This is a genomic window from Bradyrhizobium sp. CCGB01, from assembly GCF_024199795.1.
Classification (GTDB): domain Bacteria; phylum Pseudomonadota; class Alphaproteobacteria; order Rhizobiales; family Xanthobacteraceae; genus Bradyrhizobium.
In genome coordinates this window covers 4739354-4763909 of record NZ_JANADK010000001.1, presented here as the reverse complement: position 1 = coordinate 4763909, position 24556 = coordinate 4739354, and the positions used below count along the sequence as shown (strand labels likewise).

Below are 24556 nucleotides of genomic sequence, written 5' to 3'. Positions count from 1 at the left end.
AGGGCGGCCGAACGGCCGCCCTTTCGCGTTTACAACCAAAGCGAGTAGCTACTAGACTACCATGATAGATCCTTGCTAGCGAGTTTCGGAACCTATTGCTTGTCCCGTAGCAGCATGGTTCGAGACAATCACGCTGCTGCCGTTGAGTGACAGGGAGCTTCCGATGGCTGGGTCGAGACAACATTACTTGCCGGCTACTTACATTTCTTTGTTTTCCGCTGAAGACGCGATCCCTCGACGGACGCGCAAGCTCTCCCAAGGTGATCGAACTTCTCAGAAATGTATCACTGCGTCGGCATCCGATCTCGGCATCCTAAAGAACATCTATACTCTACAAGACAACTCTCATAATCCCTCATTGATTGACGATATCTGGGCGGACTACGAAGCCAAGCTCGCCATCGGGATCGAGCAAATGATTGACGGATCGATATCCGCTCTAGAATGGGCTCGCGTGCTCGTTCCATTCGTTACCTGCTTGCTGGTTCGCGGTCCGGACTTCGATGAACGCTTCCCAGCGCGATTGCATTCACTGGGTTTTGAAGAACCGCACTTCGCCGATCGACCAGACAACACCAATTATGCCCGGGTTATGGAAATCCAACGGTTGCTCGCGCCTATCATGGTCGCCGAATGGAAAATCGTTTCGTTCGAAAAAGGCGAACCGCTGCTGCTGAACGATTGGGGCTTTATGCCAGTCGGTCCACTGGCTGGAATTTACGTACCCCTCGATAGAAATCACGTCCTGCACATCACTCCGAAAACGAGCCGTCTGGTTGCTACTTTTCGTGATGGTGGCTGGCTTCCCCTACTCGGTTCGGTTCATCTCGACGCCTCACACCGAGAGACTTTCAATCAAGCCATCGGTCACAACGCCAAGCGCTTCATTTTTGGCGACACCTGTGACAGCGTGCGTAAGTACCTATATCCGCAGGGTGACTCGCCAATTCCTCCACTCGAACCAGCGCACCTCGGCTTCATTACCGGCTCGCACGCTGTGATTCATGAATTTATGTGGCACCGGTTCGTGAGCGCCCTAGTCAAGGGAATAAGCGAAAAGATGGAGCCTCAAGATTTCGACTGGTACTTCGAAGGCTTAAAGGAAGCGTGGTTACCTCCCATAATCTTCCCAACCAATCTTCCTGAATATCCCGCAGGACTACGACGACAAGACAATTTCATCGCCGCCTATTTATACGAAATGCCGGTAGAGCCCATTCCCTATGACCCGCAAGGCCCCGAGGCCAAAACTTGAGGGCATAGGGATGACGGAGTTCGAAACTGAGCTTGAGATTTTTCGTAAGGAGGAGGAATCTGCCCAACAGTTCTTCTTCTCCTACCTCTCCGTACGCTCCTCTGCGGCGGGCGATCCTGATATTCTCCGCAAGTTGAATGAGAACGCGCTGTTCTGGATCACAGCTCATCACTCGATGCTGGTAGCTACGTTTGTGACGCTGGGACGGATCTTCGATCAAGACTCGAAGCATAACATTGACAGGCTCATGGGTGTGGTCGCCCGAGATCTTTCGATCTTCTCCCTTAAGGCCTTGCAAACCCGAAAAGAAGCATCGCAGATCACGGCCGCGGAGGCTGCTCAATACGTCGTCGGCAAACACGCACTCTCAGCTGATGACGTGAAACGCCTTCGCAAGCAAATTGATGTACGCCGGCGCATCTACGAAGACAGATATCGTGACATTCGTCACAAGGTGTTTGCCCACAAGGCCACCGCTGACATAGCGGAAGTCAGCTCGATGTTTGCCAAGACGAATATCGAGGAATTGAAGTCGCTTTTCGGATTTCTTCACTCCGTGCATGAAGGTCTGTGGGAAGCTTTTCACAACGGTCGGAGGCCTGACGTGAAACCCTTTCAGTTCACCCTGCCTTCAGAGCCGCCACCGCGTTATAAATCGCTCGCACCAGGCGAGCGAACGTTCAGGGAAGGCTACGCGGTGCTTCGCTCGATGTTACCGAAGGCGACCGAAGACGCCATCACTGAATGATGTTTGTCGCCTGAACTTCCCCCCTTAGGATTACGGTGACAGCACCAAATTCACTCCCTCCGTCCTGTCGATCTGCGCTTCGATGCCCATCGGTACCGTGCCATCGAAATTGCCTTTGCGGTCGAGCCCTTCCCCCCTAAACTCCCCCCACCACCGGCATGGGTTCCGACGGGCCCGGTAGAAGCGGAGTCGAGTTATGCCCAAACCGGAAAGCTTCCCGATCGAGAAGATCTTCGTTCCCACGAAGCAGAAGAAAGCTATCAAGCCCGAGATCGTCGGGGAGATCGCGGAAAGTATTCTGGACATCGGACAACAGGCCCCCATTTCCGTTCGGCTCGACGGAGACCGCCTCGTTCTGGTCGAGGGACTGCATCGGCTCGAAGCCTGCAAGGCGCTCGGCGAGACGACCATTATCGGTGTCCTGGTCCCGGCCGAGCTTGCGCAACACAAGCCGCAGCTCGCCGAACGCCCTGAAGTCGAAGCAGAGCGCCTCAAGATGGCGCGATTGAAACAGTTGCGCCTCGAGAAGGAAGCCGCAGAGGCATCGACGGCTGCCACGAAGCGCGTCAACGCAACGGAAGCGCCGCGCACCCGTCAGACGAAAGGCGTCCGCGACAACGCGAAGGCATCACCGGGCCGGACTGCGAGATCGGCACCGAAAACATTGTCGGACTGGATCACGCAGCAAAAGGGCAGCGGCGGCCGCTATTGATTGCCGGCTCCAAATTACGGAGACGGGATTACGGTGACAGTGCACTTAACTTGCCGTTGATGCTGACCGATCCATTGAGAGCACTGGCACCGTAATGCCCGCCCTATGTGGTCGACCCTTACGGCGATCCGGATGGTGGGTCCTTAGCGAGCGCGTAAACAGGATGGCCTGGCCGATGCCTGGCAAAATCTCACCACATCGCCGCCACGCAAGCGACAACCCACAATCGCGATTTCAGCGCAAACACGACGGAGTCTTGCGGCTTCAGCGATATTCAGGAGTTATTTGCAATGTTGAGTGCGGGCGAACATAAGCCAACGGGAAAATCCGGCCGGCGCAGCGGGAAGAAGAAGGCCGGGCAACGGACCGGGGCCGGCGAGCAACACACGGCTGCAGCCCATCAAGTGCCGGATGCCTCGGCGCAGATCAGCCAACAGACCGAGCAAGAGAACAAGCAGGAGACCGAGAAGGAGACGAGCCGGGAGATCAGTGCGCAGGTACCGTCGGCCACAGCCTTGCCGGGCGAGGCTTCCGGGATGGAGATCGCCGCAAGCGCGCCCGTCGCATCGGTGGAACCCTCCCACGCCAGCAGCACGCAGGCCATTGCCGATGCCTATAGCGACTACACGAGGACATCGCTCGAGCACGCCTGGGCCTTCCTGGGAAAGCTCGCGGCGGCGCGCTCACCCGTCGAGGCCTTTGAGCTTCAGATGGCGTACGCGAAACAGGTGTGCGACTCGTTTGTCGCCGAATCCCAGAAGATCGCCGAGTTGCATGAACAATTGACCAGGCAACGGGTCATGCATTTTGAGGGGTTCGTGGCCAAGCTCACCCAGCCGACGCTCGAAATCCGCGCGACACGTCACTAGCGACAGATCCCGAGCCGCAAGTTTCAGTAACCCGCCTCTTTCGTCTCTGCGGAAACAGAAGTGGTGGGTTACGCTGCGCGAACTGCGCTTTGCGCTCGTTTCGGAGCTAACCCACCCTACCCCCTCACGCCACCCCGCTCCCGGGCCCGCCATAATTTTTCCTTCGCGCGCGCGTTGTGTTGGACAACGGTGAGACCTATCCTGCCAACGATCGGACTGCCGCACTCCCATTGACGCCCGACTGGATGGAGCGCGCATCGGTGCCTGAAGCGAACGACCCCAAACCTGATACTGGCAAGCCTGATACCCAAAAGCCTGACAGCCAAAAGCCTGATGCCCACAAGGCGGACGAGGCGCGCGCCGATGGCGGGCTGTCGCGGGCCTATGACCGGATCAAGAGCGCGGAGGAAGACCTTGCGCGACTGGACCGGATGGTTTCCGGAATGGAACGCGACAGCGAAGGCCAGCGGGCCTCGCACCCAAGCGCCGGTGCGCCGGCGGCCGAGCCTCCCAAGTACACGGCGCCCCCACCGGCTGTCAGGGTTCGCGATCAAGGCCTGAAGGGAGATCGGACCATGGTGCGCGCTTTGGTTGGCCTCGTGCTGGCGATCGGCCTTCTCGGTGCCGCCTTCGCGTCGCAATATCGCGATGAGGCCAGGTCGATCAGCAAGTCGATCATGGCGCGATGGGCCCCGCCGGCCGCGAGCGAGCCCCCGCAAGCGGCCGCGATCGAAACTCCGGCGCAACCGCCGGCCGTGCAACTGGCTGCTGCGGATGGGCCGATGCCGGTGCCCGCGCCGCCGCCCGGCAAGGAAACGGAAAGCGCGCCAAAACCTGACGCTCCAAGACCTGACGCTCCAAGAACTGACACTTCAAGACCTGCTGCCGCAGCGCCTGACCCGTCATCGTCCGAGCTCGCGCAATCGCTCAAGACCATCACCGGCGAGCTTGCGAGCATCAACGGAAAGCTCGAGCAACTGAAAAGCCGCAACGAGCAGGCGCTGCGCGAGCAGGCCGACACCATTCAACAGCTCAAGGCGGCGCAGGAGAAGGATGCGGCGGACAATGCGCGCCTCGCCGCGCAGGTCCAGGCGCTGCAAACGCAACTGGCGGCGCCATCCGCGTCTGCATCCGCGAAACCCGTCGTGCGGAGCGTGACGAATAGCGAGACGGCTGCGCCTGCACGGCCGCACGTGCAGGCAGCCGCACCCCGGCGGCCCAGGCCGCCGCCGCGAGGACGCTGGATGCCCCCGCCCTATATGGACCCCTACGATCCGGATTGGTGAGCCCCGCAGGGCGGATCATTGCGCACGGCGGCGAGAACGCCGTGCAGCCCGGATGCTGCTCACGCTCCACCCGGGCTGTTCGCTCTTCACCGCTCATCGTTCGCCACCGCATTTCGACGCGCTTGTCTTGAAGCTTGTCGTGCAGCTTGCCTCGCCGCCCTCCTCGCAACCCAGCGCGCGCGAAACTGCGTCGCGGCACGAAAGGTCCGCGGTGCGACGACCTGAAATGCCAAAGAGGCGATTCCAGCGACCACCCCTTTGACGACGTCGAAAGCGAAGTCGGGTCCAAAATACTCCCACATGACCCTGCCTCCTTCTCGCGAAGGCGCCGCCGGGCTGGAGTGGGCAGATTGCGAACATGAAAAAGGCCCCGTCCTTCACCGGCGGGGCCTCAAGACAACTCCTGCGCGCCTTGTTCAGCGCACGCGAAATCTCTCGGTACACCCGCTCATGGTGGACTCGATGAACCAGCTGCAAAGCATGGCCGTGCGATGAAAAACGCCCATAACGATCACCCAGGAGTTGCGAAATGCGGAGGCGCCGGGCGCGCAATGCGAAGCGTGCGCACGAGGGGCCATCTGACGGCAGATAAACAGGCAGGAGCACCGCCGTCTGTGGGCCAATTCACAATTGCGGTATGACTTTTTTTGGGCGCTGTGCGATTCAGCCCTGCCGCTGCGCCAGCCAGAATCCGCACAGTCCGCCAGAATGTCCGCTTCCATGAATTGTTGGTCGTCAGCATCGTTTCGCAGCCCTGATCGCTGACCATGCCAGGAAAAAACCGAAACCTCCTCCCTCGCCTGCGCAACGTCAGGCGGCGCGCCCGGTGGGCACGAAAGACTTTCTCACGCGCACCACGGATGGTTCGGATCGCGAGTGGCACGGCGGTCCTGCTTGCCGCCCTTGCCCTCCTGAACATCGCCTATCACGTCATCCGCAAGCCGACCGAGCTGTTCGTCTTCGTCGGCAATTCGCTCGACAAGGAGCCGGCCGAAACCTGGCGGCAATACGGGGCGCTGTTCCGCAAGCTTTCCACCGCGACGATCACGCCCGAATTGCTGGCCGCGCTGGCGCAGGTCGAGAGTTCAGCCAATCCGGTCGCGCGCACCTACTGGCGCTGGCGATGGAGTTTTAATCCCCTTGCGATCTACCGGCCCGCCTCCAGTGCCGTCGGCCTCTTCCAGATGACCGATCCGGCCTTCGCCGAGGTCTCGCGGTTCTGTATCCGTGGCAACGCGGTCACGGAAACCGGCTGCGGGTTCACGAGCTTCTATGTCCGCGCGATCCCGAGCCATGCCATCGAGCTGGCATCGGTGTATCTGGACCGCAATGTCGCGCTGGTTCTCACCCTCGCGGGTGATGTGAGGCCAAACGCGCAGCAGACGCAGGATCTGGCAACGATCATCCATCTCTGCGGCGCAGGTCCCGCCGCCGCCTACGCGCGCCGCAAGTTTCAGATGATGGCAGGCGAGCGCTGCGGGGATCACCTCGTCGCGGGCTATCTCGCTAGGGTCAACGCGATGAAACGGCAGTTTGTGCGCCTTGCGGCGGATGGCGGAGGTTAGCTTGTAGCCCGGATGAGCGGAGCGACATCCGGGGTCTTGCCCCAAGCTGCGCCGGTCCCGGATATCGCTACGCTCATCCGGGCTACGGGCACCTGCGCGCTAATCAGGATTCTACCACCAGTACGGCCACCGCCATCCCTCATAGCGGACCCACGACGACACGTATGGCGGGCCGTTGGGATCGACGCGGTCGTCTTCAGGCCGATATCGATAGCGTGGAATAATGTAATAATCCCACGGCGTTGGCCTCAGCACGGGCGCCGTGACGATGAGCCTCTGCTGCGGTTCACGAACGACTTGCGCCTTTCGCGTCCGGGCTTCGGCACCTGAGATCCCGAGATTGCACAGCACCAGGGCCGTTCCGAGCGCACACGCGACGGTCATTTTCTTCATGCGTTGGCCTCCTTGCCGGGGAAGAGTGCGCAAGGACGCATGGCAAGGCAAGCCAATTCGCGCGCGACTTTGCTGGAATGACCGACGTCGGCCAGAACTTTCTGGCTCCAATGGAAGCGTCGGGTTTCGCAAAGCGCACGACCCGTCCCGACCTCCCCACCGCGTCACGCCGGAGCGATAGCCGCGGGTCCCGCGGCTATCTCTCCTCAGTTCAAGCCGATCGTCTCACGCCGCTTTCGCCTGCTCCTGCGACGCCGTGTCCATCGCGCGCATATAGAGATCGAGCAGGCTTTCGCGCTCGTCGCGCTCGTTCTTGTCTTCCTTGCGGAGCTTGATGATCTCCTTGAGGATTTTCACGTCGAAGCCCTCGCCCTTGGCCTCCGAGAAGACTTCCTTCTTCTGTTCGCTCAACTCCTGCAATTCGCTGTCGAGGTTCTCGATCCGCTCGACGAAGGAACGGATTTTGCCGCCGGGAATGGTGATGTCGGACATGGTGCCTCTTTGCTGACTGAGGTCGTGAAAATGACCGCAAAGAAATGACCAATGTGTTAACCGCGCGCGCTCTCGCATCGCCCGCGCAAAGCCGCGAGCTGCGCGCGCGACCAGCGGGCGCAAGCCTGACTGCAAGCCCCTGACTGAAGGTCCGGTGAAACAGCGAGCGTAGCTCGACGAGCTGAGGCGGAAGCGAACCCATCGACGCTTGCGCGACGATGGGTTCGCAACCCGTCCTACGAAGGACGCTCGACGCCCACTTCAGTGTACCTCGCTCAACGGCAGCTTGGCGGCGATGCCGTTCGGCTCGGGTTCTTGCTCCGCGAGCTCCGTCTCGGGAGACTCGCCGACCGAGACTTCCGCCATTCTGCGCTTGATCTGTTCGCAGGTCTTGCGGACGTCTTCGGTGAACAGCGCGCATTCTTCGATGCGCTTGAAGATCTTCCGTCCCTCTTCCCGGTACCCCGCCGCCGTTTCGCGCATGAAGGCGATCGCATCATGGACCTGGGCTGTCAGCGCTTCGCACTTCTGCGCGGCGTCGATCAACTCGGTGCCCATGGCCTCGATCTCTTTTGCGGCGGACTCGTAGTCGCGAATGACCGCCTCCGCACTGAGCGCGCCGACGCGCGTCACCCCCGCGGTATGCTCGACGTAATCAGGCAGAGCAATGGAAGCAATCGAGCTTCCCGTGCGTACCGACGCAATGTCCGCCTCGAGCTGAAGCAGGTTCACGCCTTCCCGTCTGTGCAATTGTTCAATACTTGCCATGACTATCCTCCCAATATGCGCCCTGAACCCCAAACGGCGCCGAGTGTATTACGGTGAGAAGCGGCATTCTAACCAGATGTGTTCTTGACAGCCCCAGTATTGCCGTTTTTTCCTAGTCGCCAGGGCGGCACGCAGCGATACCGGATCTTATGAGCGCTCAACCTCTCCTCGCTCTGCTGCGCGCACCGCCTCCTGCAGCTTGATCCTCTGCTTGTTCCACCGGCTCTCCTCCGCCTCGACGCGCTCGTCGAGCGCCGCCCGCTCGGCTTCGATCGCCTCCGACCGCGCCTCGTGCTCGCGCCTCGCCTTGTCCAGCGCCGCCTGCGCTGTCGCGACCGCCTTGTCCCGGCGCGCGCGCTCCCTGGCGCGGGCGGCCTCCTCCTTCTGGCGCTCGGCTTGCCGCCGCCGCTCCTCCTTCTCGAACGCCGCGGCGGCCCTGCGCGCCTGTCGTTCGTCGATCTCAAGAGGCTGTTTGCGTGCGCTCCCGGCGGGACGCTTGTCCGGCTTGGATTTTGATTTGGACTTGGACTGCGCTCTGGACTTGGGTTTGCGCCTGGTCTCGCCGTCGGCGAGATCAGTCGGCAACTCCGAGCTCTCGGTGAACGGGCCGTTCGATCCGACGGGACGCCTGAGCACGACGCCCGGGCTTGCCATCGTCGCGGCGACGATGTCGGGGTCGTCGGTCTCCTTCGCAACGCCCTGGTGGAACAGGTTGGAGCTGGCGCCCCAGGCCTCCAGCGCCGCCTTCATCGACGGTGCGGCGACCGCCTGGTCGTAGAAGCCGAGCGAGGTCTGGTAGGTCTTCAGTTTTCTTTTCGGTTTTGTCGGCATGTCGCCCCGCGGCCTGGCGACGCACAAGTCCCCGTCGCACCGGCGCCCATCACGCCAATGTGCCCCTGTTTTGCCCGACGAGTCAAATTCGATTCGGTATCGCCGAAGTAGGTCGGTGTGCAGCCCGGATTATTCGGTATTGCAGAATCTTGAAATCCCAAGGGATTTCTACTGTGCATGGGGTTGTTTTCGCCGGTTTAGTTGGACGCGCCGCAGCACGCGTAGCCCGGATGAACGAAGCGACATCCGGGGATTGTTCCGGCGACGAAGGTCCCGGATATCGCTTCGCTCATCCGGGCTACGGCCCTACGAACCGCTACGCCGCGTCGACGTCCTCAGGCACAGGTCCCGCCACGAGCCCATCGAGGCCGACCATCAGCAGATCGGCGATGTGCATCAGCTGGTAGAGCGGAATATCCGCCTCGCCGTTCTCGGCCAGCGCCAGGAAGGCGGGCGTGACGCCGATGCGCTCGGCGAGCTGGGCTTCGGTGTAGCCGCGGGTCTCGCGCGCGGTTTTGACGCGCGCACCGATCCCGAGCCGGTGCCGGGACTGCTCGTCCGCGGTCATCATGACGGCCTGCTCGTCCGCGCTCGCACAGCCATCGGTGAACGCACCGCCGATCAGCCTGCCCTTGCGCCAGGCGACCCGGCAGTCCTTGCGCAGGCCGCTCTGGAAGACCAGCGTGAACTGCTCGGCGACCCACAGCGACGAGTTGAGCTGCAGGCGCGCGCCGGTGCCGGAGACATCGCGGATCGTGCAGGGCACGCTGATGATGCTGCCGGTGCCGTTGTCGAACTCGACAATGCCGGTCCGCAACGTGTGATGTCGGACCGCGGCGCGGTGCTCGCTCATGACCTGGACGCTCCTGCTGCGGCGGCGTCGAACGGACGCAGCCGGAAATTCCGGACCTCAATACCGCAGAATTTTTCCTGAACTCCTAAGGTTCCGCCGCTTCAACCGGGACCGGACGCCATGGTAAAGGATTTGCTCCCAATCCATCTTTTCCGGCGGAATGCGTGCGGCGCGCCCGTGACGGGTGACGAGGCAAGCAATGACCGAACCGATGAGATGTCCGAACTGCCAGTCCGAGCACGCCTACCAGGATCGCGATCTCTGGGTCTGCCCGGAGTGCGCGCATGAATGGAGCGCGGACGGCGATGCCGCCGCGCATGCTCCGCAGGAGGCCGGCGTGCGCGATGCCCATGGCAATGTGCTCGCGGACGGCGACAGCGTCATCGTGATGAAGGACCTCAAGGTCAAGGGCTCGTCATCGGTCGTCAAGGGCGGCACCAAGGTCAGGAACATCCGCCTCCAGGACGCCACCGACGGCCACAACATCGCCTGCAAGATCGACGGCATCGGCGCGATGAATCTGAAAGCGGAGTTCGTGAAGAAGGCGTGAGCCGGTCACCGCTGCCTTTGCGCCAGATAAAACCCGCACAGCACCGTCACGAGGCCCGCCGCCTGCAACATCGTCGGCGGCTCGCCGAGCAGCAGCCAGCCGACCAGGAGCGTCAGCGCCGGCACGCAGGCCGGGAATACGGCCGCGCGGGCGACGCCGAGGCGCTGCACCGAGACGGCGAACAGATACAGCGCGGCGGGACCGGCGAGCACGCCCTGCGCCAGCGCCTGGATGGCGTTCTCGGTCAAGCCGATCGCCGCGACATGGGCAAGACCGACGGTCGCGAGATAGACCGGCAGCAGCAGCAGCGACAGCACGTTGATGACGAGCGCGGCCGACACGGCGGACACGCGCCAGTGACGCAGAGCTGCGCCGAAACCGGCGAACATCAATCCGGTCAGCACGAAGATCAGATCGCCCAGCACACCGTCGGCGCCGATATGGCCGATCGATTCCGCGCCGATCACGCCGAGGCCGCCGACGATGACGAAGGCGCCGGCAAGGCGCGAGGCGGAGATATGTTCCTTCAGGAACAGAGCTGCGAGCAGCAGGCCGCCGAGCGTCGCGCAGGAGGGCTGGATCACGCTGCCATGGCCGAGCGGGACGAACATAAATCCGGTGTAGGAGATCAGCGACATCACGGGACCGCCGAGCACCATCAGCACCAGGCCCCTGCCCCAGCCGATGCCGCAGAGATCGGAGATGCCAGCGCGCAGGACAAGCGGCAGGAACGCGATGCCCGACCAGACATAGCGGTGCACGAGCAGGTCGACCGGGGTGAAGCCGACCTTGAGGCCGTGACGCGTGCCGGCAAAGCCCAGCGCCCAGAACAGCGCCGCGGACAGGCCGCAGACGACGCCGAGCAGCGCCGGCGCCGCGTCGTTGTTCTGCGCATCGTTCTTCTGAATGAGAGCGTCAGCGCCGCTCGTTCGCTGATCCATCCGCAAGCTCTATGTCAGCGCGCAGGCCGCCTCAACCCACGCAGTTGCAGGTCTGGCACGCGGTGAGTTTCCGTGGGCCCAATCATCACGCCCCCTCGCCGAACACCATCCGCCATCCCTTGCGCGTGTCCATGTATTCCCTGACCTCGCGGATTTTCCCGCCGGCCACCGTGAACACGAAGCAATAGTCGTTCTCGTAGTGCTTGCCGCCGGGCAGCGTCGCGCGCATCCGCTCCTCCACGATCACGACATCGCCGTCGGCGTAGACGCCGCGAAAGGCGATATCGACTTCCGAAAACATCCGGTGCATCTCCTGCGCGATGAAGCGCGCGATCGCTTGCGCGCCGACCATGTGATCGGCGTGATCGAGTGCGACGGCGGTGGCGTTGCCCTTCGGCGCGATCCATTCGGCATCCTCCGTGAACAACGCGGCGATGCGATTCGCATCGCGCGAGGAAAAGGTCTTCCAGGCGTTGAGGACGATGTCTTTCGGGCTGGTCACGGCGCGCTCCAAAGCTTGCATCGAGGGATGTTGATTGAAGGCCGCCTTCTAGGCCGCCATGCGCGTTGCGGCTCGCCACAATCGGACTCGGTCATCCCGCGGCCCTTCCGCCCGCGCGGACATGCGCTATGATCCGGCCATGCTGAGCTTTGAGACTTGCAACGCCGCGCGCCTGCGCCGGGATGCCCACTATGACGGCCGCTTCTTCACGGCGGTGAAGACCACGGGCATCTATTGCCGCCCGGTCTGCCCGGCCAAGCAGCCGCTGACGCGCAACGTCGTCTATTATCCGACGGCGGCCGCGGCCGAGGCCGCAGGCTTTCGGCCCTGCCTGCGCTGCCGCCCCGAAACCGCGCCGTTCTGCCCGGCCTGGAACGGCACGCGCTCGACGGTCGCGCGCGCGGTGAAGCTGATCAACGACGGCGCGCTCGACGCGGATTCCGTGGTGACGCTCGCGATGCGGCTCGGCATCTCCTCGCGTCATCTCGCACGACTGTTCGAGCGCCATGTCGGCGCCACGCCGCAGCAGCTCGCAAAGACGCTGCGCGTCCAGCGCGCAAAGCGTCTGCTCGATGCCGGCGATCACACCATGACGGATATCGCGTTCCAGGCCGGCTTCGGCAGCCTGCGCCGATTCAACGCCGCGTTCGCCGAGCTCTACGGAAGATCGCCGTCGAGCCTGCGCTCATCGAGGCGTGCGTAGCTCAGAAGAAACCGGGGCTGAGATCGAGCCCGTAGGTCAGGCTCAGCACGAACACGAACAGCGCGGCGGCTGCGAACAGGGCGAGATGCTTGAGGACGAACGCGCGCGGCGAGGCGCTTGCAATCACGGCTTTCTGTGCAACGGGCATGACGGCTCCAGTATGTGGTCCATTCTTGGCCGCCAATAAGCGGCGCCCGCATCAAGCGCCGCGATCTGCAAAGCAACTATTAAAGAGATCACACTCGTTTTGAACGGCGATACACAAGTCGCGCGTGGCGAGGAATTTTTTCGCGAGAGGATTCTCACTACGCGCATCAACACGCGAACGGGATGGACAAAAAGAAATGGCCGGGACGAGCCCGGCCATGATGTCGTGGAAGTTCGCGCACCAAGCTCTCGGCTCGGTGCGATCTGCTCAGCGGGCGCTGCCCACGGTCGCGGTCTTCACCTTGCGCGGCGTCAGGACGCTGGCCTGAAGCGCCGTCACGCTGGTGGCGGGCGCCGTCACCTGCTGTTCGACATTGGTGGCACCGAGCACGCGGACCTGCACGGGCGAAACCGGAATGCCGCTGGCCTGATAGGACGGCAGTTCGGCAGCGAAGGCGGCAGTCGAGCCCGCGATGGCGAGGACAGCGGCTGCGATCGACAAAGTCTTCTTGTTCATTGGTGATGCTCCTGGAAGTAGGTTCGGAGCACATCTAATGCTGATTTGCTGCATTGCGATATGCATTGCTGCATCGCAATATCGCGCCCCACGCATGGACGCGATGGTTAACTGTCGCAAGACTCGCGAGCACTGTTCCCGCCCCCGCAAGAGCGTTGGCAGTGCATCCCGAGGTAAGGGACCGGCAAACGTTTATTTCAGGGCCGCCGCAAGCGATTGCAGCTTTGCGACGAGATTGGTGCCGAGCGCATAGATGATTTCGATGATCGCCAGCGCGATACCGGCTGCGATCAGGCCGTATTCGATCGCGGTGGCGCCGGATTCATCGGCGGCGAATTCGGCCAACAGACATTTCAATTTCACAACTCGCATCCTTCCCAACTCAACCAGATGTTGCCGGTACGCGAGAGATACCGGGGCGCAATCCAAGATTGAGTAAATTCACTCCATTCAATTTGACGACAATCGCGACCGCCTTTGCAGCCCTTCTCAGCCGCCCCTGGAATCGCAGGGAACCTGCGTTGCGTCTCGGCAACACCCATCCGAAAAGCCTTGTCTCGCCGATTTCCGCCATTGCGCCGCCACACCGTCCTCCGAACAATCGACGCGTTGCGTGCCTGGCTGTGCAAGATTGGTTCGAACGAACCGTTTGGAGGCAGGGATCATGAACGATCGGCGGTCTCTTCTGGTGGCGATCTCCTGCCCCTCGGCCGTTCTCGGCGGCTGGCTGGCGCTCTCGCTGTCCGCCTATGCTCCGGCCCTCATCGAGAACAGCGGCGCCAATGCGAATGCGGCAGCCGTCTCGCGCGCGAAAGATCTCACCCGTCTCGAGCTCGCCGATGTCCCGCACGCCGCGACCATCGAAGATGGGATCGCATTGACGGCCGACATCGCGGCTGTTGTGGCCGCGACACCAGGCCCCGCGACACCAGGCCCGATGGCTGCCGAGGCAGCACCGCCCGAAGCGCCCGCTCCCGTCGTCCAGCTCGCCTCCGCCGATCCGGCACTGACCTTGCCGGCGGAAGCGCCGCCCGCGCCGCAGATTTCGCCCGAACCGGAGCCCGTCGTCAGCGAGGCTGCACCGGCTCCGATGCCGGAGCCCGTCGTCAAACTCGCATCGGCCGATCCCACCGAGATCGTGACGACAGACGCGCTGTCGCCCGCGACGATTGCGACCGGCCCTGCGCCCGCCCCGAGCAAGGCGTCGCCGCCTGCCGACACCGTCGCCGTGCTCGACGAGTGCTTCGTCATGGACGCCTGCATCGACCGCTATCTCTGGGCGCTCTACCAGCGCACGGCGAAGGAAGATTCGATCAAGGTCGAGGAACGCCGCCCCGTCACCATCAAGCGCAGGGGCAAGACGGTCACGGTGATGCGCAGCTTCACGAAACTGGTCGACGAGGACTTTGGCTGGAAGGATCCGAAGGCGGCCGAACGCGCCGGCATGTCGATGATGGATTACGTCATCGGCGGCATGGACAAGAGCTTCAAGCGAAAACTGTTTCGCACGCTGCTCGCGGCCGAAGCCGCCGGCCTCTCGCCCGGCATCACCAGCGCGTTTCGCGACGATTATCGCCAGTCGATCGCGAGCGGACTGAAGGCCGCCTCGAATCGCTCCTATCACGGCGGCAGCACGCGCGGCGGTTATGGCCACGGCATGGCCGCCGACATCGTCAGCACCCAGGGCAACAACCGCGCACAGCGCTGGGTCTCGACCGAGATCCTGTGGAAGTGGGTCGATGCCAACGGCAAGGCGCTCGGCATCGGCCGGCCCTATCTCGGCCGCGATCCGCCACATGTCGGCCCGGTCGACGGTCCGGAATACACCTCGCGCCGGGGCTCGGCGGAGCGCAAGGAAGCCGCCAACGTCAAGTCGAAGAGGGGGCGGGCTGTGGCCAGTGCAAAGTCGAGGGCGCACGCCGCACGTGAGCAGAAGGCAAGGCCGCAGAAATCGGCGCAGTCCGCCGCGAAGCGCGCGACCTGAGCCGTTACGGCTTACGCCCGGGCAGCGGCACGAGGCGCATCTCGGCTGAACCGGATTCCTGCGTGCGTACCAGCACCGCAAAGATAGTCTCGACCGCGAGCCGCACCGCCGCCTCCACCGCCTTGCCCTTGGCCAGATGCGCTGCGATCAGGCCGGTGAGCAGATCGCCGGTGCCATAGGGACGGATCGGAAGACGCGGCGTCGCAAAGCGCGACAGCTGCCCGTCCGCGCATAGGATCGTTTCCACCTGCCCGTCCGCCGTATCGGCAAGCGTGCAGCCGGTCGCGACAACGTCGATGCGTCCCTGCCCCGCCAGCGCCGCGCACGCCGTGCGCAAGCCTGGCGCGTCCGCAATAGCGGTGCCCGACAGCAGCTCGAGCTCGAACTGGTTGGGCGTGATCAGGTTAGCCGCCGGCAGCAGACGGTGCCGGACCACGTCCAGGATGCCGTCGGCGACATAGACGCGGCCGTCATCGCCGATCACGGGATCGCAGAGATAGACGAGCTTCGAATTCCGCGTCAGCGCCCGCTCGACGAAATCGGCGATGACGGCCGCATTGCCGGGCGAGCCCAGATAGCCTGTGACCAGCACTGCGGCCTCGTCGACGAGATCGCGCTCCTCGACGCCCTTCAGCAGATCGGCGACGAGCTCGGTCTCCAGCACCCGCCCGCGCAGGGTCGGATAGCGCGGATGGTTCGACAGCAGCGTCGTCGGCACCGCCGCGACGTTCACGCCCTCGGCCTGCATGGCATAGGCCGCCGCGCTGTTGCCGACATGGCCGTGGACCACCTGGCTTTGAATGGAGATGACGAGCATGCAGAAGTCCGTAGGGTCAAATGCCGGATGTGGCAAGCGTAGCAGTGGTTGGCGTAGCCCGGATGGAGCGCAGCGTAATCCGGGACTCTCGCCGCAACATAGAATCCCGGGCTTCGCTGCGCTCCATCCGGGTTACAAGTTTACGGTGTCTCGTACCCCAGCCCCGGCCGCAGCGCCTGCATCTTCCGCGCCAGCCGTTGATGCCCCGTCTCGTCCGACCGCGCCAATCGATCGGCGACCGCGACATGATCCGCATCGCCCTTGTGCTGGTTGAGCTTGGCCTGTCCCTCGACGGTGTCGACCACGAGATCGACGACCCGGATCGCCGCCAGCATGCTCTCGCGCTTGGCCGGCTCCATCTGCGTGAGGTCCCAGGGCGGCTTCGGCAGCCGTGCCTCGGCGACGGCCAGCAGCGCATCGCCATGGCCACGGTTCTCATCGTGCCTGCGCAGATGCGCCACACCCGACAAGTGCACGGCCTCGTAAAGCCAGGTCGAGACATTGTCACGGGAGGCGTACCAATCATTGGAGATGTAGGCATCGTCGCCGGCAACGATCAGCAGGAAGCGCCTGACGCCGTCGGCAAGCTCGACCAGAGGGTTTTTTGCCGTGAAATGGATCTGCACGATCACGCGCCCATCGCGCTGGTCCAGCACGAACGGCACGTGCGAGGCGCGCGGGCCGTTGGCATCCGCCGCCACGATCACGCCGAAGCCGCGCCGGCCCGCAAATTCCAGCGCGCGCTGCTCCTCGATGCGGAACTGGGGTCGAAGGACATGCATGGCGCGGCACTCGGGCTGGACGAAAGACGATGCAAGGCTAACCCATGATCCCCAGGAATCCGAAACGATATTGGGCCGTAAACGCAGATGTCAGGAATGACGTCCGCGGCCTGCAAGCTTGTCGAGGTAGGCGCAGAACATGTCAGCCAGCCCGTCGGCGTGTCGCGCAATCTCGGCCTCGCTGCGCGGCGTCTCCGAGAACCGTTTACCGACCTCGGCCAGCGTCGTCTTGATCAACTCCCCGGCAAGCTCGCGCGTCGCCTCCGAGGCCTTTGGCAGCGCCTCGCGCATGAAGGTTGCGACAATGCCTTCGCCGGCCGCGCGCGCGTCCTGCGCCTCGGGCGCGTCGCGATAGAGCGGCGCGGCATCACTGAGCGCGCCGCGCATCGCAGCCTCCTCGCACTCGGAACGGATGAAGGCGTGGACCAGCGCGCGCAGCCGCACCAAGGGCGGCTTCGCCGAATCCGCGAGGATACCGCGCAAGAGCTCGCTCGTGCGCCGCCACTCGTCGCTCTGGAGGCGGAACAGGATCGCGGCCTTGTTCGGAAAATATTGATAGAGCGATCCGACGCTCACACCGGCCCGCTCCGCCACCCGCGCCGTGGTGAAACGCTGCGCGCCCTCCTTTGCCAGGACCTGAACAGCGGCATCCAGAATGGCCGCCACAAGCTCGTTGGAGCGGGCCTGTTGCGGCTGTTTTCGTGAGGAAACTGAACGGCTTCGGCGATCGGCCATGGCGCACCCGGGCAATGCGAATAGGAAATGCGACGAATTAGTCGTATTTCAACCCGCACGCAAGCACACGCTTCGCTAAAAAACTCGGAGACCTCACATGACCACTCCAACCATCACATCGCTTGCGCCGCTGCTGGATCGCCTGTTCGACCAGGACGAAGCAGCACGCGGCACAACGCGAGCCGCCTTCGCCGATGTGACCGACGCCGACCGCACTCGGATGATGCAGAGCAAGACCGATTACCGCGACCTCTACGCACGCCTGAAGGACGTACCGCTCGCGGTCTCGCGCGAGACCGGTCACCTGCTCTACATGCTGACGCGTAGTTCGCGCGCCAAAACGATCGTCGAATTCGGCACCTCGTTCGGCATCTCGACGCTGCATTTGGCCGCTGGCTTGCGCGACAATGGCGGCGGCCGCCTCATCACCAGCGAGTTCGAGCCGTCCAAGGCGGCACGTGCGCGTGAGAACCTCTCGGCCGGCGGGCTGATCGATCTCGTCGAAATCCGCGAGGGTGATGCGCTGAAGACGCTGAGCAAGGACCTGCCCGATCGGATCGATCTCGTGCTGCTCGACGGCGCCAAGGCGCTGTACCCGGAGATCCTGGATCTGGTCGAGGGCCATCTCAAGCCGGGCGCGATCATCGTTGCCGACAATGCCGACGACAGCCCCGACTATCTCGCGCGGGTACGCAGGCCCGGAAGCGGATACATGTCCACGGCCTTTGCCGAAGACGTCGAGCTCTCCGTGCGGATCAACTAGCGTCACACCGAACGACCACGAAACCTCGGAGCCGCCGCACGTTCCATCGCGCGGCGGCTTCAGCCCGTTGGGCGCCCGTCGAGGAACATCGGCGTCTCACGTTTGCGAGGCCTCCTGTCGCAGGCGCGTCACTCAGACGTGATACCGGCTTCTGGCAAAAGCCATGTTACGCATGCTAAACATACCTACCGCGCGGTATCTTTCGCGCAGCTGTGCTCGAGCCCGTCATGACCTCCGCCTTCAACGCCTACGCAGCGCTTGCCCTCGCCATCGTCTTCGAGGTCACGGCGTCCGCCTTCCTCCAGCAGTCCGCGCAGTTCACGCGGCCGTGGCCGACGCTCGCGATGGTGCTGTTCTATGTCGCCTCGTTCTACGCGCTGTCGGTGGCGATCCGGGTCATTCCCCTGAGCATTGCCTATGCGATCTGGGGCGGCGTCGGCATCATCCTGACCGCGACCGTTTCCTTCGTGCTGTTCCGCCAGATGCTGGACGCCGCGGCCTTCGTCGGCATCGGGCTGATCGTGTCAGGGGTCGTGGTCATCAACCTGTTCTCGCAGACCACGGCGCATTGATGCCGGCGAGCGCCTATACCCGCGCCAAGCAGCCCGAGCAGGTGCGACGCGCCCTGCTCGACTGCGCAGCGGCCATCGCCATGGACCACGGCGTCGCCGGCGTGACGGTGCAGGCGGTCGCGGCGGCAGCCGGGGTCACCAAGGGCGGGCTGTTTCATCATTTCGGCAGCAAGCAGGCGCTGATCGAGGGCCTGTTCGCCGACCTCCTCGCCCGTGTCGACACAGAGATCGACGCTGCCATCGAGGTCGATCCCAAGCCACGCGGCAGCTTTACGCGCGCCTATGTGAATGCAGTGTTCACGGGCAAGGCCTTCGGCTTCGCGACACCCTGGGCCGCCTTGAGCATGGTCGTGGTCACGGATCCGTCACTGCGCCGGCTCTGGAACGACTGGATGAAGGCCCGCCTGAAGCGTCACCGTACGACCGACGCCGCGCCCGAGCTCCACATCGTGCGTCTCGCCGCCGACGGTGCCTGGCTGTCCTTTGTCACGACGGGACAGACGCGGATTAGCGCTGACTTGCGCGCCGTGCACGCGCGGCTGATTGTACAGACATATCGTCGTGCATAGCGCCTTGCCGTAACCGGGATGGCGAGCTGACTACCGGCTTTCCATCGGCTTGGGCGGACGCGGCGCGGATCGCGACGGTTTACCACCGGCTTTCGCTGAGGCGCGTGGAGGCGGCTCATCGACCGACTGCAGGTACGCGGCGAGCGCCTTGGCGGAGTCGGAACTGGTTGCGTAGTGATCCTTCAGGAACCAGGCGAGCGTCAGGCTGAAGCGCCCTTTCGCCAGTCCGCGCGGGCTGCGATGGCAGGTGGCACAGCCGTCCGCGAAAAGCTTCGCGGGCGGTTTGCCGGCGTCGAGATTTTGCGCGGACGCGACCGTCACCGTCAGCGCGGCGGCTGCGAGAGTCACCAGGGGCGCAATCACATCGCGCCCCGGTCGAAATAGCGAAATCAATGTCGCCCCCTGGAACGTTTTCGAGCGAAGTGGACACCCAGTTCGCGTAAAGAAAACGCGTCAAAAGAAGAATCGGCCCCGTCGCGCGGTCACGCCGCCAATAGCTGATCGAATTCGGGCGGAGTGTAGGCCTTGCCGTCCGGGTCGGTGATGACGACCTGCCACCCTTCGCTCGCCCATACTCTTGCCTTCGCCACGATGAGCAACCGGCTCTCGCGGGCAAAACTGCACTTCTCATTGTCGCGTTCTGCGACCATCTTGTAGGCCAATGCGCATCCCCTTGCGTTGCCCTGCACCCGCTTCCGTCGTGGCAGCGGGCTTTGGCGGCAATTCGCCAGGAGCATGGCAATTTGGTGCCGTCCAAGGCAGCATTGTGCCCTGGTTCCAACCGAACGACGGAGATTGATCCTGCACCGCCTGATGAATGCGATTCTGCTTGTCGCGGGCTTGCCTGGCGCGGCGCTGGTTGGCACGCCCGTGGAAGCGCAAACCTACGATCCGCGCTATCCTGTCTGCATCGAGATCTACACCATCGACGGCAGCAGCATCGATTGCAGCTTTACATCGATTGCTCAGTGCGCAGCGAGCGCATCCGGGCAATCCGCCCAGTGCTACGCCAACCCCTATGCCATGCAGAACCGCCAGCCGGGCCTGGGTCCATCGCCGCCGCGACGGAGCCGCTAGCGCCCGCGCCTAGTGCACGCGGATCACGTGCGGGCGACCGAGATCGATCAGCCCCTGTACCGCCGACAGACGGTCGTCCAAAGCTGCGATGGTGAGCAGCAAATTGTTGCGGCGCTCGTCGAGCATGCCCATCTCGGCGCCGGTGAGCTTTGTGCTCGTCCGCTCCTTGTGAATCCCGTCGAGGGATTTGCGTAGCCCGGCAATCAGGCCGGTCAGCTGTTTGGCCTCTTTGGTCATCGACCGCTTCGCGACATTTTGGCGGCGCGTCTCCGCCGGGTTCTGTCTCATCGTCATCCTCCCGTGCCCCGCTGCCCCGAGTGGATGCTTACAGCTTTGAGTAGACATATTACGATCGATGAAATCTGCCCGCGAAGAACTTTCTTAAATTGGACGGGCCGGGAACCGAGGACGCCCCAAACTGAAAGCCCGGCGCGAAGGCCGGGCTTTCCCAGGCGATGTCAGTGCTTCTGATGGCCGCCGCCGGGGCCGCCGGCCGGCGCACCGCCGCCGCGCGGAGCGGCGTTCATATGCGGAGCGCCACCACTGCCGCCGTGCGGCATCGCAGGTGCAGCCGCGCGCGGCGCCGGCATCTGCGCGCGAGCATTCATCGGCGAACCGTGGCTCACGTTCGGCTGCGCCACGTGCGGTGCCGCCGGACGCGCTGCAGGTGCGGCCGAGACGCGCGGCGCCTCATGCGCACGCGCCATCGGCTGCGCACGCACCGCGGCGCGGCTCTGCGTCTGCTCATGCATCATGCGGGCCTGTGCATCGCGCGGATTGCGGCTCTGCATGTTGGCCCGCTCGTGCGCGATGCGCTCGTTTCGTCCGGCGCGGGTGCCGTCGGCCGTCACCGCAGCGTCGCGCCTCGCGGTCGCCGCGTCGCGCCCGGCGATAGCCGCGTCGCGACGCGTGGTCGCTGCATCACGACCGGAGATCGCGGCCGCTCCCTTGGCATGCACGCCCTCGCGTCCCAATGCGATGGCCGAGTCGCGCGTTGCCGCCCGACCGATGCGGGCCGCGCGCGGATCGATCGTCATCCGCGTCGCGAGGCGCTGATGCGAGGTCCAGTAATTATTCCAGTAGGCGTGACGGCGATAAAAGGGACGTCGCTCATAGTAGCTCGACCAGTAGGAGGTCAGCACGAAGGGGACGACGGGCACGTCGATCTCGTCGACATAGTCCGGCAGATAGACGTAGTGATTGCGGTAGAGATATTCGAGATATTGCGACGACACCCAGCCGCGATCGTCGGAGAAGCTCACGTCGCACCAGGCGTTGCCGCGCAGGCAGCCATGGATGTTGACGCGGGCGCCCTCAGGGACGCGATCGACCAGCGGAAAGCCCGTGCCCGGCCCGGCGCGCAGGCCGGTCGAGACGGTGACGATGCCCGGCGCGGCCAGCGCGGCCGTCGGGGCCAGCAACAATGCTGCAACTAAAGCGCTCTTGAGCCTCATGGCGAATTCCTCCTCGTTCGAGTCGGAACGCGCTAGCCGAACGAGCGTTCCGCGCGCAGCGGTCGCATCCATCGAAAGATCGAGATGCATGCCGCACGCGGTTCAATATTCATGCGCCGTTCATCGATGCAGCGCGCAACCGCGCTGCCGGGCGCCGTCAGTTCACCGGCAACATGAACGCGTCGAAGTACGACGCAAGCCCGGCAAAATCGTCGATCGGCAGCACGGTCGCGACGTACTGGTCCGGCCGCGCCACCACCATGCAGCCGGCCTTGCGGTCGATGCCGCGCATGGCGAAGACGTCCTGGCCACTGTTGAGGTCCGGACAGAACATCTTCTCGTAGTCGATCAGGCCGTATCGCCCCTTGCGCGGAAGCAGCAGCGGCGGCATCGCCTCGACGGCAAGCTCGCGATGATCCTGCTGGAAGACCGCGCGCAAATCGATCGCGCTGTCGATGTCGGCGCCCGCGGGCGTATAGCGCCTGATCGGCGATTCCCGAGCCTCGCTGAGAAAATTGCACAGCGCACGAATGGCCGAGCCCGCGGCCGCAGGATCTTCAGCAGGCGAAAACGCGTAGATGCGGAAGCGCCCGTCGGCCTGCGCCGCATGGCCGAGATGAACCGGCTTGGCATCCCCGAGCCGAATGACCGGCGCGGAATGAAAGCGCGTGCCGATGACAAGGCCTTCGGCGAGATGCTGATGGGAGTTTGCGCCGGTGAGGAGCGATGAACGGTAGTGCGTCGCCGTGCCTGCGGTGTAGCGCCCGTGCCTGACGAAATAGTCCTGCGTCCTGGCGGCGTCGGCGCCGCCGGCCTTGGCGGCGGAGGCCAATATTCCCGCCCACTCGCGGTCGAAATCGATCAGCTCCTTCGCCACCGCTTGGCGTTCGGCCGAATAGGAATGCAAAAGGCTCGGCGCACACTGCTTCCGGAGGACGGCGGCGAGCTTCCAGCCGAGATTGAAAGCGTCCTGCATCGAGACGTTCATGCCCTGCCCCGCCTTCGGGCTGTGGGTATGGCAGGCATCGCCGGCGATGAAGATGCGCGGCAGGCGCGAGGCGATCTCGGTCTCCGGTACGTCGTCGAACTTGTCGGTCAGGCGCTGGCCGATCTCGTAGACCGACCACCAGGCGATCTCCTTCACGTCGAGCGTATGCGGCTTCAGGATCCGCTGCGCTTTCGCGATCACATCCTCGGCGGTGATGTTGCGATTGGCGACGCGTTCGCCGACGTCGAGTTTTGCGAGCTCGACATAGAGACGGACCATGTAGCCGCCCTCGCGTGGAATGATCAGCAGGCTGCCGTCCTTCGCCGATTGGATCAGGGCCTTGAAGCGGATGTCCGGGAAATCGGTCACCGCCAGCACGTCCATCACGCCCCAGGCGTGGTTGGCGGAATCGCCATGCAGCTCGCGGCCGATCGATTTGCGCACCGTGCTGCGCGCGCCGTCGCAGCCGACGACGTAACGCGCCTTGATCGTCTCGATCTTGCCCTCGCTTCCGGCATCGACCCGTTCGAGGCGCACCGTCACGGCAGCCTCAGTGGGACCCGCGGCCGGATCGACCTCGAGGTCGAGCAGGCGCCGGCTGTAATGGGGTTCGAGCTTCGCCTGTGATTTGCGCATGATGTCGAGAAAGCCGTCATGGATGCGCGCCTGGTTGAGGATGACGTGCGGGAATTCCGACAGCCCGTCCTCGACGTCCTGCACCCGGCCGCTGCGCACGATCTTTTCCGGCGCCCGCTCGTCCGGTTTCCAGAACGTCGTCTCGTTGACCCAATAGGCTTCCTTCAGCACGCGCGCGCTGAAACCATAGGCGTGGAACATCTCCATGGTGCGGCAGGCGATGCCGTCGGCCTGCCCGACCAGCAGGCGGCCCGGCTTCTGCTCGACGATGCAGGTCTTGATGTCGGGGAATTGCGCGAGCTGGGCCGCGAGCGTCAGGCCTGCAGGCCCACAGCCGACAATGAGGACGTCGACCTCTTCAGGCGCGGCCCCCACTGCACCCGAATTCTGGATGCGTTCGGCGGGATCGGCGATTTCAGGATCGCCCGGCTGAAATCCATTGAGATGGAATTGCATGAGCACCTCTCCCTGCGAAACGTTCTGTTTGGATATTGCTCAGTATGCTGACTATCAGTATACTTGTCAACGTTCCGGCCCACCCTGTCCCACACGGAGAATTCGGTGAAAGACAACAACGACATGCCCGGGCATCTGGCGCGCCGGTTCCAGCAGATTGCGGTCGCGGTCTTCCTGGCCGAGGTCGGAGACGCCGGCTTCGACCTCACGCCGGTACAATACGCCGCGCTTGCGACCATCAAGGCCAATCCGGGGCTCGACCAGGTGACGCTCGCAGGATTGATCGCCTACGACCGCACCACCATCACCGGCGTGATCGATCGCCTCGTTCAGAAGGGGCTCGCGGAGCGCCGTGCCTCCAGCCGCGATCGCCGTGCCCGCGAGCTCGAGATCACCGACGAAGGGCGGCGCACGTTGCGCAAGATCACGCCGGCGGTGGAATCAGCCCAGCGCCTCATGCTGCGCGGCCTCAGCGCGAAGGAAGGCGAGGAGCTGATGCGGCTGCTGCGCAAGGCCATCGCCGCCGGCAACGAGCTCAGCCGTGCCCCGCTGCGCGAGGTGCAGGCATAAACCCCGTGTTTCTACCTGTCA

32 protein-coding genes are annotated in these 24556 nt (G+C 63.8%); 14 read left to right on the top strand and 18 right to left on the bottom strand.

Going from position 1 to position 24556, the window contains the following annotated elements; translation table 11 throughout:
- The first annotated feature begins 163 nt into the window (after nt 1-163).
- The 6 genes from NLM25_RS21905 (at nt 164) to NLM25_RS21880 (ending at nt 6435) form a co-directional block, all read left to right on the top strand.
- Complete coding sequence (locus NLM25_RS21905) at nt 164-1255, top strand: DUF4238 domain-containing protein (protein WP_254138348.1); 1092 nt, start codon at nt 164-166, stop codon at nt 1253-1255.
- A gap of 10 nt (nt 1256-1265) precedes the next feature.
- On the top strand, nt 1266-2003 hold the full coding sequence (locus NLM25_RS21900; RefSeq protein WP_254138347.1) for a hypothetical protein: 738 nt from the start codon (nt 1266-1268) through the stop codon (nt 2001-2003).
- 196 nt (nt 2004-2199) lie between these two features.
- Nucleotides 2200-2715 carry a ParB N-terminal domain-containing protein gene (locus NLM25_RS21895; protein ID WP_254138346.1) on the top strand — a complete coding sequence of 172 codons (516 nt, stop codon included), beginning with the start codon at nt 2200-2202 and terminating at the stop codon, nt 2713-2715.
- A 290-nt stretch (nt 2716-3005) separates the two neighbouring features.
- Nucleotides 3006-3584 (top strand): phasin family protein, encoded by a 579-nt coding sequence (locus tag NLM25_RS21890; protein ID WP_254138345.1) that lies wholly within the window; start codon nt 3006-3008, stop codon nt 3582-3584.
- Nucleotides 3585-3829: 245 nt separating this feature from the next.
- On the top strand, nt 3830-4870 hold the full coding sequence (locus NLM25_RS21885; RefSeq protein ID WP_254141236.1) for a hypothetical protein: 1041 nt from the start codon (nt 3830-3832) through the stop codon (nt 4868-4870).
- 767 nt (nt 4871-5637) lie between these two features.
- Nucleotides 5638-6435, top strand: coding sequence for a transglycosylase SLT domain-containing protein (locus NLM25_RS21880; RefSeq protein WP_254138344.1), 798 nt, complete (start codon nt 5638-5640; stop codon nt 6433-6435).
- Nucleotides 6436-6546: 111 nt separating this feature from the next.
- Here NLM25_RS21880 and NLM25_RS21875 read toward each other — a convergent pair whose 3' ends face one another.
- From NLM25_RS21875 to NLM25_RS21855, 5 genes are all read right to left on the bottom strand, one after another.
- Complete coding sequence (locus NLM25_RS21875) at nt 6547-6828, bottom strand: hypothetical protein (protein ID WP_254118929.1); 282 nt, start codon at nt 6826-6828, stop codon at nt 6547-6549.
- 225 nt (nt 6829-7053) lie between these two features.
- Nucleotides 7054-7320, bottom strand: a complete 267-nt coding sequence (locus NLM25_RS21870) for a DUF2312 domain-containing protein (protein WP_254118927.1) — start codon at nt 7318-7320, stop codon at nt 7054-7056.
- 261 nt (nt 7321-7581) lie between these two features.
- On the bottom strand, nt 7582-8052 hold the full coding sequence (locus NLM25_RS21865; RefSeq protein ID WP_375167840.1) for a hypothetical protein: 471 nt from the start codon (nt 8050-8052) through the stop codon (nt 7582-7584).
- A 183-nt stretch (nt 8053-8235) separates the two neighbouring features.
- Nucleotides 8236-8919 carry a cell envelope biogenesis protein TolA gene (locus tag NLM25_RS21860; RefSeq protein WP_254138343.1) on the bottom strand — a complete coding sequence of 228 codons (684 nt, stop codon included), beginning with the start codon at nt 8917-8919 and terminating at the stop codon, nt 8236-8238.
- Nucleotides 8920-9235: 316 nt separating this feature from the next.
- Nucleotides 9236-9772, bottom strand: a complete 537-nt coding sequence (locus NLM25_RS21855; RefSeq protein WP_254138342.1) for a helix-turn-helix domain-containing protein — start codon at nt 9770-9772, stop codon at nt 9236-9238.
- A gap of 199 nt (nt 9773-9971) precedes the next feature.
- On the opposite strand from NLM25_RS21855, the gene NLM25_RS21850 reads away from it, so the two are divergent.
- Nucleotides 9972-10322, top strand: a complete 351-nt coding sequence (locus tag NLM25_RS21850) for a zinc ribbon domain-containing protein YjdM (protein ID WP_254138341.1) — start codon at nt 9972-9974, stop codon at nt 10320-10322.
- Nucleotides 10323-10327: 5 nt separating this feature from the next.
- Here NLM25_RS21850 and NLM25_RS21845 read toward each other — a convergent pair whose 3' ends face one another.
- Nucleotides 10328-11263, bottom strand: a complete 936-nt coding sequence (locus NLM25_RS21845) for a DMT family transporter (RefSeq protein ID WP_254138340.1) — start codon at nt 11261-11263, stop codon at nt 10328-10330.
- Nucleotides 11264-11348: 85 nt separating this feature from the next.
- Nucleotides 11349-11765, bottom strand: coding sequence for a nuclear transport factor 2 family protein (locus NLM25_RS21840; RefSeq protein WP_254138339.1), 417 nt, complete (start codon nt 11763-11765; stop codon nt 11349-11351).
- 139 nt (nt 11766-11904) lie between these two features.
- Between NLM25_RS21840 and NLM25_RS21835 the strand changes: the two genes are divergently transcribed.
- Entirely contained in the window at nt 11905-12468 is a 564-nt protein-coding gene (locus tag NLM25_RS21835) for a bifunctional transcriptional activator/DNA repair enzyme AdaA (RefSeq protein ID WP_254138338.1), read from the top strand.
- A 1-nt stretch (nt 12469) separates the two neighbouring features.
- Here NLM25_RS21835 and NLM25_RS21830 read toward each other — a convergent pair whose 3' ends face one another.
- The 3 genes from NLM25_RS21830 to NLM25_RS21820 form a co-directional block, all read right to left on the bottom strand.
- Nucleotides 12470-12616 carry a hypothetical protein gene (locus NLM25_RS21830; RefSeq protein WP_254118914.1) on the bottom strand — a complete coding sequence of 49 codons (147 nt, stop codon included), beginning with the start codon at nt 12614-12616 and terminating at the stop codon, nt 12470-12472.
- 267 nt (nt 12617-12883) lie between these two features.
- Entirely contained in the window at nt 12884-13132 is a 249-nt protein-coding gene (locus NLM25_RS21825; RefSeq protein WP_254138337.1) for a hypothetical protein, read from the bottom strand.
- A gap of 192 nt (nt 13133-13324) precedes the next feature.
- Nucleotides 13325-13489, bottom strand: a complete 165-nt coding sequence (locus NLM25_RS21820; protein ID WP_254124307.1) for a Flp family type IVb pilin — start codon at nt 13487-13489, stop codon at nt 13325-13327.
- Nucleotides 13490-13796: 307 nt separating this feature from the next.
- Here NLM25_RS21820 and NLM25_RS21815 point away from each other — a divergent pair, with 307 nt between their 5' ends.
- Nucleotides 13797-15116 carry a hypothetical protein gene (locus NLM25_RS21815; RefSeq protein WP_254138336.1) on the top strand — a complete coding sequence of 440 codons (1320 nt, stop codon included), beginning with the start codon at nt 13797-13799 and terminating at the stop codon, nt 15114-15116.
- A gap of 4 nt (nt 15117-15120) precedes the next feature.
- Here NLM25_RS21815 and pdxY read toward each other — a convergent pair whose 3' ends face one another.
- The 3 genes from pdxY to NLM25_RS21800 form a co-directional block, all read right to left on the bottom strand.
- On the bottom strand, nt 15121-15933 hold the full coding sequence (gene pdxY / locus NLM25_RS21810) for a pyridoxal kinase (protein ID WP_254138335.1): 813 nt from the start codon (nt 15931-15933) through the stop codon (nt 15121-15123).
- A 140-nt stretch (nt 15934-16073) separates the two neighbouring features.
- Nucleotides 16074-16715 carry an FMN-binding negative transcriptional regulator gene (locus NLM25_RS21805; RefSeq protein WP_254138334.1) on the bottom strand — a complete coding sequence of 214 codons (642 nt, stop codon included), beginning with the start codon at nt 16713-16715 and terminating at the stop codon, nt 16074-16076.
- A gap of 90 nt (nt 16716-16805) precedes the next feature.
- Nucleotides 16806-17450, bottom strand: coding sequence for a TetR family transcriptional regulator (locus NLM25_RS21800; protein ID WP_254138333.1), 645 nt, complete (start codon nt 17448-17450; stop codon nt 16806-16808).
- A 97-nt stretch (nt 17451-17547) separates the two neighbouring features.
- Here NLM25_RS21800 and NLM25_RS21795 point away from each other — a divergent pair, with 97 nt between their 5' ends.
- The 3 genes from NLM25_RS21795 (at nt 17548) to NLM25_RS21785 (ending at nt 19354) form a co-directional block, all read left to right on the top strand.
- The gene (locus NLM25_RS21795; RefSeq protein WP_254138332.1) at nt 17548-18213 is read left to right on the top strand and encodes an O-methyltransferase; all 666 of its coding nucleotides are present in this window, start codon (nt 17548-17550) and stop codon (nt 18211-18213) included.
- A 227-nt stretch (nt 18214-18440) separates the two neighbouring features.
- Nucleotides 18441-18785, top strand: a complete 345-nt coding sequence (locus NLM25_RS21790) for a multidrug efflux SMR transporter (RefSeq protein ID WP_014495640.1) — start codon at nt 18441-18443, stop codon at nt 18783-18785.
- Complete coding sequence (locus NLM25_RS21785; RefSeq protein WP_254138331.1) at nt 18785-19354, top strand: TetR family transcriptional regulator; 570 nt, start codon at nt 18785-18787, stop codon at nt 19352-19354. The genes NLM25_RS21790 and NLM25_RS21785 overlap by 1 nt, the downstream gene beginning before the upstream one ends.
- 30 nt (nt 19355-19384) lie before the next feature.
- Here NLM25_RS21785 and NLM25_RS21780 read toward each other — a convergent pair whose 3' ends face one another.
- On the bottom strand, nt 19385-19747 hold the full coding sequence (locus NLM25_RS21780; protein WP_254138330.1) for a hypothetical protein: 363 nt from the start codon (nt 19745-19747) through the stop codon (nt 19385-19387).
- Nucleotides 19748-19836: 89 nt separating this feature from the next.
- On the bottom strand, nt 19837-20043 hold the full coding sequence (locus NLM25_RS21775; protein ID WP_309143653.1) for a hypothetical protein: 207 nt from the start codon (nt 20041-20043) through the stop codon (nt 19837-19839).
- Between the two features lie 112 nt (nt 20044-20155).
- Between NLM25_RS21775 and NLM25_RS21770 the strand changes: the two genes are divergently transcribed.
- Nucleotides 20156-20431 (top strand): DUF3551 domain-containing protein, encoded by a 276-nt coding sequence (locus NLM25_RS21770; protein WP_254141235.1) that lies wholly within the window; start codon nt 20156-20158, stop codon nt 20429-20431.
- Nucleotides 20432-20440: 9 nt separating this feature from the next.
- Here NLM25_RS21770 and NLM25_RS21765 read toward each other — a convergent pair whose 3' ends face one another.
- The 3 genes from NLM25_RS21765 to NLM25_RS21755 form a co-directional block, all read right to left on the bottom strand.
- The gene (locus tag NLM25_RS21765) at nt 20441-20719 is read right to left on the bottom strand and encodes a hypothetical protein (protein WP_309143607.1); all 279 of its coding nucleotides are present in this window, start codon (nt 20717-20719) and stop codon (nt 20441-20443) included.
- A 170-nt stretch (nt 20720-20889) separates the two neighbouring features.
- Entirely contained in the window at nt 20890-21885 is a 996-nt protein-coding gene (locus tag NLM25_RS21760; protein ID WP_254138328.1) for an SH3 domain-containing protein, read from the bottom strand.
- Nucleotides 21886-22042: 157 nt separating this feature from the next.
- Nucleotides 22043-23965, bottom strand: coding sequence for an FAD-binding monooxygenase (locus NLM25_RS21755; RefSeq protein ID WP_254138327.1), 1923 nt, complete (start codon nt 23963-23965; stop codon nt 22043-22045).
- A gap of 105 nt (nt 23966-24070) precedes the next feature.
- On the opposite strand from NLM25_RS21755, the gene NLM25_RS21750 reads away from it, so the two are divergent.
- Nucleotides 24071-24535: a MarR family transcriptional regulator gene (locus NLM25_RS21750; protein WP_254118893.1), complete on the top strand. Its 465-nt coding sequence runs from the start codon at nt 24071-24073 to the stop codon at nt 24533-24535.
- Nucleotides 24536-24556 lie beyond the last annotated feature (21 nt).

Bases quoted from the DNA above. Each gene is read 5' to 3' on its own strand.
- NLM25_RS21905 (WP_254138348.1), top strand. From the start codon at position 164: ATGGCTGGGTCGAGACAACATTACTTGCCGGCTACTTACATTTCTTTG.
- NLM25_RS21900 (WP_254138347.1), top strand. From the start codon at position 1,266: ATGACGGAGTTCGAAACTGAGCTTGAGATTTTTCGTAAGGAGGAGGAA.
- NLM25_RS21895 (WP_254138346.1), top strand. From the start codon at position 2,200: ATGCCCAAACCGGAAAGCTTCCCGATCGAGAAGATCTTCGTTCCCACG.
- NLM25_RS21890 (WP_254138345.1), top strand. From the start codon at position 3,006: ATGTTGAGTGCGGGCGAACATAAGCCAACGGGAAAATCCGGCCGGCGC.
- NLM25_RS21885 (WP_254141236.1), top strand. From the start codon at position 3,830: ATGGAGCGCGCATCGGTGCCTGAAGCGAACGACCCCAAACCTGATACT.
- NLM25_RS21880 (WP_254138344.1), top strand. From the start codon at position 5,638: ATGCCAGGAAAAAACCGAAACCTCCTCCCTCGCCTGCGCAACGTCAGG.
- NLM25_RS21875 (WP_254118929.1), bottom strand. From the start codon at position 6,828: ATGAAGAAAATGACCGTCGCGTGTGCGCTCGGAACGGCCCTGGTGCTG.
- NLM25_RS21870 (WP_254118927.1), bottom strand. From the start codon at position 7,320: ATGTCCGACATCACCATTCCCGGCGGCAAAATCCGTTCCTTCGTCGAG.
- NLM25_RS21860 (WP_254138343.1), bottom strand. From the start codon at position 8,919: ATGCCGACAAAACCGAAAAGAAAACTGAAGACCTACCAGACCTCGCTC.
- NLM25_RS21855 (WP_254138342.1), bottom strand. From the start codon at position 9,772: ATGAGCGAGCACCGCGCCGCGGTCCGACATCACACGTTGCGGACCGGC.
- NLM25_RS21850 (WP_254138341.1), top strand. From the start codon at position 9,972: ATGACCGAACCGATGAGATGTCCGAACTGCCAGTCCGAGCACGCCTAC.
- NLM25_RS21845 (WP_254138340.1), bottom strand. From the start codon at position 11,263: ATGGATCAGCGAACGAGCGGCGCTGACGCTCTCATTCAGAAGAACGAT.
- NLM25_RS21835 (WP_254138338.1), top strand. From the start codon at position 11,905: ATGCTGAGCTTTGAGACTTGCAACGCCGCGCGCCTGCGCCGGGATGCC.
- NLM25_RS21830 (WP_254118914.1), bottom strand. From the start codon at position 12,616: ATGCCCGTTGCACAGAAAGCCGTGATTGCAAGCGCCTCGCCGCGCGCG.
- NLM25_RS21825 (WP_254138337.1), bottom strand. From the start codon at position 13,132: ATGAACAAGAAGACTTTGTCGATCGCAGCCGCTGTCCTCGCCATCGCG.
- NLM25_RS21815 (WP_254138336.1), top strand. From the start codon at position 13,797: ATGAACGATCGGCGGTCTCTTCTGGTGGCGATCTCCTGCCCCTCGGCC.
- pdxY (WP_254138335.1), bottom strand. From the start codon at position 15,933: ATGCTCGTCATCTCCATTCAAAGCCAGGTGGTCCACGGCCATGTCGGC.
- NLM25_RS21805 (WP_254138334.1), bottom strand. From the start codon at position 16,715: ATGCATGTCCTTCGACCCCAGTTCCGCATCGAGGAGCAGCGCGCGCTG.
- NLM25_RS21800 (WP_254138333.1), bottom strand. From the start codon at position 17,450: ATGGCCGATCGCCGAAGCCGTTCAGTTTCCTCACGAAAACAGCCGCAA.
- NLM25_RS21795 (WP_254138332.1), top strand. From the start codon at position 17,548: ATGACCACTCCAACCATCACATCGCTTGCGCCGCTGCTGGATCGCCTG.
- NLM25_RS21790 (WP_014495640.1), top strand. From the start codon at position 18,441: ATGACCTCCGCCTTCAACGCCTACGCAGCGCTTGCCCTCGCCATCGTC.
- NLM25_RS21785 (WP_254138331.1), top strand. From the start codon at position 18,785: ATGCCGGCGAGCGCCTATACCCGCGCCAAGCAGCCCGAGCAGGTGCGA.
- NLM25_RS21765 (WP_309143607.1), bottom strand. From the start codon at position 20,719: ATGAGACAGAACCCGGCGGAGACGCGCCGCCAAAATGTCGCGAAGCGG.
- NLM25_RS21760 (WP_254138328.1), bottom strand. From the start codon at position 21,885: ATGAGGCTCAAGAGCGCTTTAGTTGCAGCATTGTTGCTGGCCCCGACG.
- NLM25_RS21755 (WP_254138327.1), bottom strand. From the start codon at position 23,965: ATGCAATTCCATCTCAATGGATTTCAGCCGGGCGATCCTGAAATCGCC.